11 protein-coding genes are annotated in these 12,186 nt (G+C 64.8%); 8 read left to right on the top strand and 3 right to left on the bottom strand.

Going from position 1 to position 12,186, the window contains the following annotated elements:
• Positions 1-151: 151 nt before the first annotated feature.
• The 8 genes from sfnG (at position 152) to EN824_RS30170 (ending at position 8,462) form a co-directional block, all read left to right on the top strand.
• Positions 152-1,255, top strand: a complete 1,104-nt coding sequence (gene sfnG / locus EN824_RS30205; RefSeq protein ID WP_127280761.1) for a dimethylsulfone monooxygenase SfnG — start codon at positions 152-154, stop codon at positions 1,253-1,255.
• Between the two features lie 117 nt (positions 1,256-1,372).
• Positions 1,373-2,326 carry an ABC transporter ATP-binding protein gene (locus tag EN824_RS30200; RefSeq protein ID WP_127872964.1) on the top strand — a complete coding sequence of 318 codons (954 nt, stop codon included), beginning with the start codon at positions 1,373-1,375 and terminating at the stop codon, positions 2,324-2,326.
• Complete coding sequence (locus EN824_RS30195) at positions 2,323-3,222, top strand: branched-chain amino acid ABC transporter permease (protein ID WP_127279155.1); 900 nt, start codon at positions 2,323-2,325, stop codon at positions 3,220-3,222. Before EN824_RS30200 ends, EN824_RS30195 begins: the two co-directional genes overlap by 4 nt.
• 2 nt (positions 3,223-3,224) lie before the next feature.
• Complete coding sequence (locus EN824_RS30190) at positions 3,225-4,262, top strand: branched-chain amino acid ABC transporter permease (protein ID WP_127279154.1); 1,038 nt, start codon at positions 3,225-3,227, stop codon at positions 4,260-4,262.
• Between the two features lie 71 nt (positions 4,263-4,333).
• Positions 4,334-5,671: an ABC transporter substrate-binding protein gene (locus EN824_RS30185; protein ID WP_127279153.1), complete on the top strand. Its 1,338-nt coding sequence runs from the start codon at positions 4,334-4,336 to the stop codon at positions 5,669-5,671.
• A 74-nt stretch (positions 5,672-5,745) separates the two neighbouring features.
• A complete protein-coding gene (locus EN824_RS30180) occupies positions 5,746-6,537 on the top strand; it encodes an ABC transporter ATP-binding protein (protein WP_127279152.1) in 792 nt (263 codons plus the stop codon).
• Between the two features lie 24 nt (positions 6,538-6,561).
• Positions 6,562-7,809, top strand: coding sequence for an SfnB family sulfur acquisition oxidoreductase (locus EN824_RS30175; RefSeq protein WP_127279151.1), 1,248 nt, complete (start codon positions 6,562-6,564; stop codon positions 7,807-7,809).
• 167 nt (positions 7,810-7,976) lie between these two features.
• Complete coding sequence (locus EN824_RS30170; RefSeq protein WP_127279150.1) at positions 7,977-8,462, top strand: hypothetical protein; 486 nt, start codon at positions 7,977-7,979, stop codon at positions 8,460-8,462.
• 20 nt (positions 8,463-8,482) lie between these two features.
• On the opposite strand, the gene EN824_RS30165 is transcribed toward EN824_RS30170, so the two are convergent.
• The 3 genes from EN824_RS30165 to EN824_RS30155 are packed head-to-tail and all read right to left on the bottom strand — an operon-like array spanning position 8,483 to position 12,163.
• The gene (locus EN824_RS30165; RefSeq protein ID WP_127279149.1) at positions 8,483-9,022 is read right to left on the bottom strand and encodes a hypothetical protein; all 540 of its coding nucleotides are present in this window, start codon (positions 9,020-9,022) and stop codon (positions 8,483-8,485) included.
• Complete coding sequence (locus EN824_RS30160; protein WP_135933022.1) at positions 9,015-11,900, bottom strand: sarcosine oxidase subunit alpha family protein; 2,886 nt, start codon at positions 11,898-11,900, stop codon at positions 9,015-9,017. Before EN824_RS30160 ends, EN824_RS30165 begins: the two co-directional genes overlap by 8 nt.
• A complete protein-coding gene (locus EN824_RS30155; RefSeq protein WP_127276003.1) occupies positions 11,897-12,163 on the bottom strand; it encodes a sarcosine oxidase subunit delta in 267 nt (88 codons plus the stop codon). The genes EN824_RS30160 and EN824_RS30155 overlap by 4 nt, the downstream gene beginning before the upstream one ends.
• Positions 12,164-12,186 lie beyond the last annotated feature (23 nt).

Below are 12,186 nucleotides of genomic sequence, written 5' to 3'. Positions count from 1 at the left end.
GGCCGGCGAAAATTGGTATTTCCGTCCCGCAAGGGCTCCAAAAACGGAAAATCCTTCTTTGTATATAAATTCCATAAACATAATAAATATTGAAGAAACCCGGCTACGCGCCGGACCGATCAACGACACGGCCTGGAATGGGAGACAGTTCATGGCACATGCAGGAACCGACGCGGTCAAATTCGCCTATTGGGTGCCCAATGTTTCGGGCGGCCTGGTGATTTCCAACATCGAGCAGCGCACCAACCATTCGGCCGAGTACAACCGCAAGCTGGCCCAGATCGCCGAAAAGGCGGGCTTCGACTACGCGCTGAGCCAGATCCGTTTCACCGCCGGCTACGGTGCCGACGAGCAGCATGAATCGGTCGCGTTCAGCCATGATCTGCTGGCGGCCACCACCACGCTGAAAGTCATCGCCGCGATCCTGCCTGGCCCCTGGAACCCGGCGCTGGCGGCCAAGCAGCTTGCCACCATCAGCTATCTGACCAATGGCCGTGTCGCCATCAACCTCGTCTCCGGCTGGTTCCGTGGCGAATTCCACGCCATCGGCGAACACTGGCTCGACCATGACGAGCGCTATCGCCGCTCGGAGGAATTCATCCGCGCGCTGCGCGGAATATGGACGCAGGACAGCTTCACCTTCCGGGGTGATTTCTACCGCTTCAACGAATACTCCCTGAAGCCGAAGCCGCCGCAGCCCCTGCCCGAAATCTTCCAGGGCGGTTCCTCGCGCGCCGCCCGCGACATGGCATCGCGTGTTTCGGACTGGTACTTCACCAACGGCAACTCGCCGGCCGAAATCGCCAAGCAGGTCGATGATCTCAAGACCAAGGCACAGGCCAGCAATCATTCCGTCAAGGTCGGCGTCAACGCCTTCGCCATCGTCCGCGAGACCGAGGACGAGGCCAAGGCGGTGCTCGCCGAAATTATCGCCAAGGCTAACCCCGAGGCTGTCAACGCCTTCGGCCACGAGGTCAAGAATGCCGGCAAGGCCTCGCCGGAAGGCGAGGGCAACTGGGCAAAATCCTCCTTCGACGATCTGGTCCAGTACAATGACGGTTTTCGTTCGAACCTGATCGGCACGCCGAGGCAGGTCGCCGAGCGCATCGTCGACCTGAAGCGCGCCGGCGCCGATCTCATCCTGCTCGGCTTCCTGCACTTCCAGGAGGAGGTCGAGTATTTCGGCAAGCACGTCATTCCGCTCGTTCGCGAGCTGGAAAACGCCGAGCAGGCAGCGTCGCTGGCAGCGGAATAGTCATCTCCCCCAAAAGCTGGCCGGGCAGCCCGGCCAGCACAGGTTTTCAAGCGCGCTCGATCTTTCGGGCGGCATCGAGAATTCGTGCGCCTGCGGGCGAAATCGAGGACGATTGGAATGCCGTTGCCCAGCTATGCCTTAGGAGCGATGGAAGCCTCGGTCTACGCGCCGGAAGTCTTTGCGCGCGGCCTGCCCTCCGTGCTCCAGCCTGCACAGTTGTCCGAAGGCGACGCTGGGGCGGCCGGATCTACTGCCAATGCAACTGCTCCGCTGCTGTCGCTTCAGGGCATCGCCCTGTCGTTCGGCGGTGTCGTCGCGCTGGCCGATATCGACCTATCGGTTCGATCAGGTGAAATCCGCGCCATCATCGGCCCGAACGGCGCCGGCAAGAGCTCGCTGATCAACGTCATTAGCGGCGTCTACCGCCCAGATCGTGGCCAGGTCCGGCTCGCCGGCGTCGGCTATACCCAGGTGCCGACGCAGCGGCTGGCGCATTTGGGCGTCGCCAGGACCTTCCAGAACCTCGCTCTGTTCAAAGGGCTCAGCGTCCTCGACAATGTTGCCTCCGGCCTCGCCTACAAGGTCCGTTCCAACTTCGCCGGCCAGGTGCTCGGCATCGGCCGCTCGCGCGGCGAGCGGCGCGACGCCTTGAGCCGCTCCGCCCAGATCCTGGAATTTCTCGACCTCGCCGCCGTTCGCGATCGTCTTGCCGGCACGCTGCCCTATGGATTGCAGAAACGGGTCGAACTCGCCCGGGCGCTGGTGGCGGAACCGCGCCTGCTGCTGCTCGACGAACCGATGGCCGGCATGACAGCGAGTGAGAAAAGCGAAATGGCTGATTTCGTCCGCGCCGCGCGCGACCGCTTTGCCACCACGGTCGTCCTGATCGAGCATGATGTCGGCGTCGTCATGGGCCTGTCCGACCGTATCGCCGTTCTGGACTATGGCCGCAAGATCGCTGACGGCACCCCCGAAGAGGTCCGCAACGACCAGCGCGTCATCGATGCCTATCTCGGCATCGCCTCCGACAATGAGGCCCTCTCCTGTGATGAAGGAAGGGCGGGCATATGATCGCCGATTTCGACTACCAGTTTTTCATCGAAGTGCTCGTCGGCGGCCTGCTGTCGGGCGTCATGTATTCGCTGGTCGCGATCGGCTTCGTGCTGATCTACAAGACCTCGGGCGTGCTCAACTTCGCCCAAGGCGCGATGCTGCTGTTCGCCGCACTGACTTTCGTCAGTCTTGTCGAACGCGGTGTTCCGTTTGCACTGGCATTGGTGGCAACCTTCGCCATCATGGTGGTGATCAGCATCGCCATCGAGCGCACGGTGCTCAGGCCGCTCACCAACAAGCCGCCGATTACCCTGTTCATGGCGACGCTTGGCCTGTCCTACATCATCGAGGGCGCTGCCCAATTGATCTGGGGTACGCAGGTCCACGGTCTCGACCTCGGCATCGAGGACGTGCCGCTGGAAATCGGCGGCGTGCTGATCAGCCAGTTCGACATCTTCGCGGCGGTGGTCGCGGCCGGCATGGTTGTCGTGTTGTCGCTGTTCTTCCGCTACACCCGCATCGGCCTCGCCTTCCGCGCCGTCGCCGACGACCAGTTCGCCGCACTCGCGGTCGGCCTCAGGCTGCCGCTGATCTGGGCGACCGTCTGGGCGGCGGCCGGCCTCGTCGCGCTGGTCGCCGGGCTGCTCTGGGGTGCCCGCCTCGGCGTGCAGTTCTCGCTGTCGCTGGTGGTGCTCAAGGCGCTGCCGGTGCTGGTGCTGGGCGGCTTCGATTCCATCCTTGGCGCCATTGCCGGCGGGCTCCTGATCGGCGCCAGTGAGAAGCTCGCCGAGGTCTATATCGGCGACTATTTCGGCGGCGGCATCGAGAGCTGGTTCGCCTATGTCGTCGCGCTGGTCTTCCTCTTGATCCGTCCCTCCGGCCTGTTCGGCCAGAAGCTCGTGGAAAGGGTCTGACCATGGCCGCTATTGCAGCCGACTTCTCCGCGCCGGTGCTGCCGAAATGGATCGCGCCCGTCCTGTTGCTTGCCTTCGCCTATGGCGTCGTGCCGCTGATCGGATCGAGCTATTTGTTCGAGGCCATACTGCTGCCGTTCCTGGCGCTCGGTCTCGCCGGTGTGGGGTTGAACATCCTCACAGGCTATGCCGGCCAGGTCTCGCTGGGCAGCGCCGCCTTCATGGCGGCCGGCGCCTTCGCCGCCTATAATTTCAACTTGCGCGTCGAGGGCCTGCCGCTGATCGGCAGTATCGTTCTCGCCGGCATCGTCGCCGCTTCGATCGGCATCGTCTTCGGCCTGCCGAGCCTGCGGTTGAAGGGCTTTTATCTCGCCGTCTCGACGCTTGCCGCACAGTTCTTCGTGCAATGGGCGCTGACCAAGTTCAGTTGGTTCTCGAACAACTCCGCCTCCGGCGTCATAGACGCGCCGAGGCTTTCGATAGGAGGCTTCGCGCTCGACGGCGCCGTCGGCCGCTATCTCTTCGCGTTGACCATCGTCAGCATCCTCACCTTCCTTGCCTATCGGCTGGTCAGTTCGCAGACGGGACGAAACTTCATCGCCATCCGCGACAATGAAACCGCCGCCCGCATCATCGGCATACCGGTGCTGAAGACCAAGCTGCTGGCATTCGCCATCTCCTCCTTCATCATCGGCGTCGCCGGCGTCATCTGGGCCTTCGCTTATCTCAGGACAGTCGAGCCTGATGGCTTCGACCTCGACCGCTCGTTCCAGATCCTGTTCATCATCATCATCGGCGGCCTGGCCTCGATCCGTGGCGCCTTCTTCGGTGCCGCCCTCATCGTCGTGTTCCCGCTCGCCCTGTCGCGCCTTGGCGGCTTCCTGCTTGGAGACGTCTTTGACTCGGGCGTGCTCGACATGAGCCAGCGCATCGTGCTCGGCGCCCTCATCATCCTGTTTCTGATCCTGGAACCCGATGGGCTGGTGGCCCTGTGGGACAGGGTCCGAAGACGGCTCCTGTTCGCCTGGCAGTCGACCTGAGCCCCGCATTCACGCCTGAAAATGAACCAGAGGCCGAACCCAAGACGGCCCATACCGGGAGTACCCCAACCATGACCTTCCTCAGCACACTCAAGGCGGCGGCTTTGTCCGCGGCGATGATCGTGTCGGTGGCCTTGCCATCAGCCCATGCCGACGAACAATATTTCCCGCTGCAGAGCTATCGCGTCGGGCCTTATGCGGCCGGCGGCACCGGCTTCTTCGGCGGCTTCATCGACTATCTCAACCTCATCAACATCCGCGACGGCGGCGTCAACGGCGTCAAGCTGACCTGGGACGAATGCGAGACCCAGTATGAGGTCGAGCGCGGCGTCGAATGCTATGAGCGCCAGAAGAGCCATGCCGGCGCGGCCGCCTGGAACCCGCTCTCGGTCGGCATCGCCTACGCCATGATCGACCGCATCACCGCCGACAAGGTGCCGCTGATAACGGTCAACCACGGCCGCACCGATTCCACCGACGGGCGTGTTTTCCCCTACGTCTTCCCGCTGCTGCTCAACCCCTACAGCGAGACGTCGGGCATCGTGAACTACATCGCCTCGAAGGAGGGCGGCATCGACAAGCTCAAGGGCAAGAAGATCGTCGTGCTCTATCACGGCTCGCCCTATGGCAAGGAGACCATACCGATCTACGAACTGCTGGCGCAGAAATACGGCTTCGCCGTGCAGCAGATCGAAGTGCCGCATCCCGGCAACGAGCAGCAGTCGCAGTGGCTGACCATCCGCCGCGCCAAGCCTGATTTCGTCGTCCTGCGCGGCTGGGGCGTCATGAACCCGGTGGCGCTGAAGACCGCCGTTAAGGTCGGCTACCCCGTCGATCACATCGTCGGCAATGTCTGGTCGAACTCGGAAGAGGACGTCATTCCCGCCGGCGACGCCGCCAAGGGCTACACCGCCATCACCACCCAGGCTTCGGGCAATTCCTATCCCGTGGTGAAGGAAATCGTGAAGACCGTCTACGGCGCCGGCAAAGGCAACCTCGAGGACAAGTCCCGTATCGGCTCGGTCTACCACAATCTCGGCATCGTCAACGGCATTCTCAACGTCGAGGCGATCCGCGTCGCCCAGGAGAAGTTCGGCCACCGCACGCTGACCGGCGACGAGGTCCGCTGGGGTTTCGAGCATCTCAAGCTCGATCCGGCCAAGGTCGAGGCGCTCGGCGCCAAGGACCTGTTCCACTCGATCAATGTCAGCTGGGACAACCATGAGGGCGAGGGCTACGTCACCTTCCAGCAGTGGGACGGCAAGAAGTGGAACGTCGTCTCCGACTGGATCGCCCCGGACTGGGCGCTGCTGCGGCCGATTATCGAAAAGTCCGCCGAAGCCTATGCCGCCGAGAAGGGCATCAAGCTACGCACCGCCGACGATGCCAACGCAGTGACCACCAACTGATCAACAGGCCGGGTGCCGCGGATGCCTTCCGCGGCGCCGGGCCGGTTCGGTTCCGACAAGTACGGAAGACAGTCATGCCCGACACCGAAATCATCCTTGCTGTCGACGCGGTCCACGCCACCTACAACCACGCCATCACGGCGCTGCACGGCGTCAGCTTCGAGATCAGGCGCGGTGAGATCCTGGCGCTGCTCGGCGCCAATGGCGCGGGCAAGACCACCACGCTGAAGGCCGTCTCCAACCTGCTGCCGGCCGAACGGGGCCAGGTCAACGCCGGCACCATCCGCTATGAGGGCTCGGATGTCGCGCGCCGCAAGCCCGGCGATCTGGTGCGTGCCGGCCTGGTGCCGGTACTGGAAGGCCGCCACTGCTTCAAGAGCCTCACCGTCGAGGACAATCTGGTCGCCGGCGGCATCGGCCGCGGCGGCCGCCGCGCCGAGATCAGCGCCGACCTCGAACGGATCTATGCCTTTTTCCCACGTCTGAAGGAAAAGCGCCGGACCTTGTCGGGCCTGACCTCTGGCGGCGAACAGCAGATGACGGCAATAGGCCGGGCGCTGATGTCGCGGCCGCGCTTGCTCGTGCTGGACGAACCGTCGATGGGGCTCGCCCCGCTCATCGTGCAGGATATTTTCCAGACGTTGAGGAAACTCAACAGCGAGACCGGCCTGTCGATCCTGGTCGCCGAGCAGAACTCGGCGGTAGCACTTCGCTATGCCGACCACGCCACCGTGCTCGAAAACGGCGTCTCCGTGCTCTCCGGCACAGCCGCCGATCTCCGCCAGCGCGAGGATATCAGGGCGCTCTATCTCGGCCAGCAGCCGACGCCCGCCCCCAAGTCCCCCCATCTCCATGCCGTTGCCTGAACCGAAATTTGAAGGAGCAATGAAATGACCGTCTCGACCGTCAAGACCGACCATGCTTCCGCCGCCGTACCGCCGGTCGCAAGGCCCTCGGCGCCGGCACATATCATCAGGGACGACGCCGAAGCGATCGCCGTCGCCCACGCTCTGGCCGCCGAATTCGTCAAGGATTCGTCGAAGCGCGACCGCGAGCGAATTTGGCCGGTAGCCGAACTCGACGCCTTTTCGCAAAGCGGCCTCTGGTCGATCAACGTGCCCAGGGCATTCGGCGGTCCCGAAGTCTCCTATGCAACGCTGGCCAAGGTGATCGAGATCATCTCGGCGGCCGATTCTTCGATCGGCCAGGTCGCGCAGAACCATCTCGGCGTCGTCGCCGCCATCCGCACCGTCTCCGACATCGAGCAGCAGAAGCTGCTTTTCGCCGAGGCGCTGAAGGGCACGCGGTTCGGCAACGCCTTTTCCGAGTTCGGCTCCAAACGCGCCGCCGATTTCGAAACCCGCTTCACCGATGCCGGCGACCATGTCGTCGTCAATGGCCGCAAATTCTATTCCTCTGGCGCGCTGCTCGCCCATCTGGTGCCGATCGTCGCGCTCGATGACGAGGGCCGTGCCTGGTATGCTATCGCCGATCGCGGCGCGCCGGGCCTGACGGTCGTCGACGACTGGTCGAGCTTCGGCCAGCGCACGACGCTGTCGGGCACTGTCATCATCGACAATGTCAAGGTGCCGAAGACGCATCTGGTGCCCGGCTACAAGGGCTACGACAAGCCGACCGCCGACGGCGCCATCTTCCAGATCATCCAGGTGGCGGTGGATACCGGTATCGCCCAGGCGGCGATCGACGAGACGGTCCACTTCGTCAGGACCAGGAGCCGCGCCTGGATCGACAGCGGTGTCGACAATGCCTGGGACGATCCCTACACCATCCAGGCGATCGGCGACCTGACGCTGCGCCTGCACGCGGCGCAGGCGCTGCTCGAAAAGGCTGGCCACGCGATCGACAAGGCGGTGGCCGAGCCGACCGCCGAGATCGTGGCGCACGCCCAGATCGTCACCGCGGAAGCAAAAATCCTGTCGACCGAGATCGCCATTGCGGCGACGAACAAGCTGTTCGAACTGGCCGGCACGCGCTCGACATTGGCCGAGCACAATCTCGACCGCCATTGGCGCAACGCCCGGACGCACACGCTGCACGATCCGGTGCGCTGGAAATATTCGATCCTCGGCAAATATTTCCTCAATGGCGAGAATCCGCCGCTGCACGCCTGGAGCTGATTTCCCACCGGCGGCCGGACGCGCGCCATCGTCGATACGGTCATCGCCAAGTGATTTCGCCCTGCCGGTTACCCCCTTCGGGGTGCCGGTGGCGGGGAAAGCTTACGCGCAATTTACGACCATCGGCTACACCGGTTCCTGTCTGATTCGCCCGGGACAGGAACATCATGAGCAAAGCCCTCACATCCTTCGCACTGGTCGCGGTGCTGACCGCCTTGCTCATGGCGCTCAGCCTGGCGGTGGCCAGGCACGGCTATCCCTATGGCGCCATCGGTGTGAGACGGCTTGACGGCATCGCCGATGCCGGCACGTTCATTCCACTTGCCGCGGTCTATTTCTTCAGCGCCCTGCTGATGATGCTCCTGCCGATCAGGGCAGCCAGCATTGTGCTGACCAACGCCGCGGACGCGATCTTCTGGACCGTCATCGTACTGTTTGCGGCTATCCTTGGCTGCCTCGTCGCCAGATGGGCTTTCGGTCAGCGGGATGTCTTGTGGGCGGTGCTGAACTGGCGTTTCCTGTTTGCGGCCGCGATCATCGGCTGCCACTTCGTCATGAACGAGCTGCGCCGCAACGTGCTGCTGCGCAGCCTGTTCTTCGTGATCTTTGCCGTCGCGACGCTGGCCTGCCTGTTCTGGTCTTTCACGCTCTGAGCGTGAATGTCGCCGCCTGCCTAACTCGGTGATTCGGCGGCGATGTTGGCGGCAGCCGTCTCCATCCACGTCCAGAGATAGGCGGCGAGACCGCGATCGACGTGGATGCGCAGCTTGCCGTCATGGCGATAGACGATGGCGCTGATGCCGGCGAAGGATAGCGCCGCGCTGGCACTTGGCTGCCTTGGGTGGAGCGTCGTTCCACGCGCGATGAAAGCATCGAGTGCCGGGCCTTCGGCCTCGAACACCTGCAGCCCGGCGCCGATCGCCGTCACCGCGAAGCCTTCCGCGTGCCAACCGGCGGCAAGGGCAAGCGGCGTGTTCGACACGGCGAGCAGCCGGTCGCGCGCCAGCCGCGCGCCATAGCGGTCACCCTGAGCCGCGCCAAGGGCGCCCACGCCAGTCCCGTCCATGTCGGACAGGCGAGCCCAGGCGTCGAGGTCGCCGCTGACCAATATCTGGTCGAGGCCAGGGACAGCGCGCACCGCCAGGCCGGGTGAATTGATGGTCGCCGACGGCCAGTCCGGCGCGACAGACCATTTTTCCGCGAGATCACGCATTGAGCCGGTCTCCCGACGGGTCGTAGGCGCAAGGGGCGGCGATCGTCGCCGTCCCGAGCTTGCCGAGATGTTGGATTTCGATCGTTTCGCCGTGCCGCGCCGCACCCCGTTCGATCAGGCCAAGCGCAATCGGCTGGCCGAGGGTGGGGCTCTGATAACTGGAGGTGACAAAGCCCTGACTGTGCAGTCTGCCATCGCTCCGCTTGACGCCATGCGCGCCGGTTGGCAGAGGCGCTTCGCCTTGCGGCACCGTCAGGCCTACAAGCTGCAGGCGGTCGCCGCGCGAAGCCTCCTCGGTGAACAGCGAGCGGCGGCCGACGAACTCGCTCTGGCGCTTCGTCCGGGGACCCGCCACACCGAGATCGTGCGGCAGCGTGGTGCCGTCAGTGTCCTTGCCGATGACGATGAAGCCCTTCTCGGCACGCAGGATCATCAGTGCTTCGAGCCCGATGAGAACGGCATCGAACGCCTGGCCGGCCTGGCGCAGATGCGCCCACAAAGGTTCGGCGCGGTCGGCCCGGATAGAGACTTCATAGCTCCTGTCGCCGGTGAAACTGACGCGGGCAATCCGAACCGCGTCTCCCGCATAGCTGCCATGGCCGACCGCCATATGCGGAAGGTCGGCGTCGGCGAGTGAAAGGCCGAGCCCCACCGTTTCGAGCAGCTTGCGGGCGTTCGGCCCGGAGACGGTCAGCGTCGCCATCTCCGAAGTGGCGTTGTGGATGTAGACGGCGCCGCGCCCGAACCGGTCCTGGCGCCATTCCTCCAGCCTGGCATGCACGGCGGCGACATGCGAGGACGAGCACGACACGACGAAACGGTGCTCGTCCAGCCGCACCAGCACGCCGTCATCGAAGACCACGCCGTTCTCCGACAGCATGAAGCCGTAGCGGCAGCGGCCCGGCTTCAGCGTCGACATGGTGTTGTAGTAGAGGAAATCGACGAATTCGGCCGCCCGGGGTCCGATCACCTCGATCTTGCCGAGCGTCGAACCGTCGAACAGCGCGACCGACTGGCGCGCGCGAAACGCCTCGTCCTGGATGGCGCGTTCCGCGTCCGCATTGCGACCGCCATAGTGCGCCGGGCGCAGCCAGCCGCCATATTCCTGGAAGACGGCGCCGCTGGCGCGGTGGACGTTTTCCAGCGGCAGCCGGCGCACCGGCGCCATTAACTCGCCAACGCGCGCGCCGGCGAAACTCGCCAACGGCACCGGCGTGAAGGGTGGGCGATAGGTGGTGGTGCCGACTTCCGGCACCGTTCGGCCGGTGATCCCGGCCATCAGCGCCAGTCCGGGCAGGTTGGAGGTCTTGCCCTGATCGGTCGCCATGCCGAGCGTGGTGTAGCGCTTCAGATGTTCGACCGAGACGAAGTTTTCGCGGGCCGCCAGTTCCACGTCCTTCACCGTGACGTCGTTCTGGTAGTCGATCCAGATTCGTCCTTTCGAGCCGGGCACCGGCCAGGCGGCTACAATCCCGGCTGTCGCTTCCGGACCGGTGCTGCGCGGGGTTACCGCCTCCGTCTGGCCGAGCGATGCGCCGGCTTTCTCCGCGGAGGCGAACACGTCCGACAAGGAAACCGCGCCGGCGGCGGCGCCCGCCACGGAAATGCCGTCAACCGGATTGCCAGGCAGGAAGGCGGCGCGGGCCTCGCTCCAAGCAAGCTTGCCCTTGGCCTGGCCAAAGAGATGAATGGTCGGCGTCCAGCCCCCCGAGACCAGCACGCAATCGGCGTCGAGCCTGGTGCCGTCGTCCAGCGTCACACCTTCAACGCGTAGCCTGCCGGTGGCGGAGGCGAGCGCCCGCCCCTTGGACAACCGTATCGTGGCGGGCGCGGCGGGCATCCCGTCACGCCTGATGTCGATAAGCGTCACTTCGGCGCCGGCCTCGGCGATCGCCTCCGCGACCTCATAGGCACTGTCATTGTTGGTGGCGACGACGACGCGCCGGCCAACCAGCACCGCATGGCGTCTGAGATAGGCGAGCGCGGCATCGGCCGACAGGATTCCCGGCAGATCATTGTTGGCGAAAGGCAGCGGCCGCTCGATGGCGCCGGTAGCCAGCACGATCCGGCGCGGCCGGACCCGCCATAGCGTGTCGGGCCGGCCATCGAAATGGCGCTGGTTCAGGCCGACCAGATTGTGGTCGTAGATGCCAAAGGCCGTGGTCGAGGGCAGGATCAGATGCCCCCCGGCGGCAAGTGTCGCGAGCGTCTCCTCGAGCCATCCGGCAGCTGGCCTGCCGTCGATCTCGCCGGCGCGGTGGCCGAGCGACCCGCCCGGCTTCTGCTGGTCGTCGACCAGCGTCACGGAGAGGCCCACGCCGGCCGCGAGCTTGGCCGCCGCCAGTCCGGCCGGCCCGGCGCCCACCACCAGCACGTCGCAATGATGATTGATCTGGTCCGGCGGGCCTGATGAGATCCAGTCCGTGTCGACCTTGCCCAGTCCGGCCATGGCGCGGATGCGTGGCTCGAACATGTGCCAGTCCGGCCACATGAAGGTCTTGTAATAGAACGCCGCCGGAATGAAGCGCGCAAAACGGTCAAGGAAGGCGTTGCGGTCGCTCAATGCATTGGGCGTCGCATTGACGCTTTTGGCCGCCAGCCCATCGTGTGCCGGCTCGGTCGTGGCGCGCGTGTTCGGCGTCGCGCGTGAGCCGCCTATATCGACCAGCGCGTTGGGCTCCTCGACGCCGGCGCCCCAGATGCCGCGCGGCCTGTGGTATTTGAAACTGCGGCCGACGACCGCGACGTCGTTGGCGAGCAGCGCGGAGGCGATGGTGTCGCCGGCAAAGCCGTCCACGCTTGTGCCGTCGAAGCTGAAGCGGAGCGGGCGCGAGCGGTCGATGGCGCTGCCGCCGGTGGCAAGACGCGAGGCGGTCATGCCGCGTGCTCCTCGCCCAGCGCGGACGAGGACTGCACCTCGTGCGTGAGCGTGTCGCGCTCCATGACGAAGAACTCGCCGCAGTTCATGTGCACCCAGATTTCGCGCGCCGCGCCTTTCGGATTGGAGCGCAGGTAGAGATAGTTGGCCCAGCGATCGATGGGCACATCTCCGCCATCCGGCCTGGTATTGCCGGCATCGCCGCCATAGTGGAATTCGGTCTCGTCGCGCGGGCCGCAGAACGGGCAAGGAAAGAGCTGCATGACGCCTAGTCCTGGTCTCTGTG

It is taken from the genome of Mesorhizobium sp. M8A.F.Ca.ET.181.01.1.1 (genome assembly GCF_004792025.1).
GTDB lineage: Bacteria > Pseudomonadota > Alphaproteobacteria > Rhizobiales > Rhizobiaceae > Mesorhizobium.
This window is presented reverse-complemented; position numbering and strand designations above follow the sequence as displayed.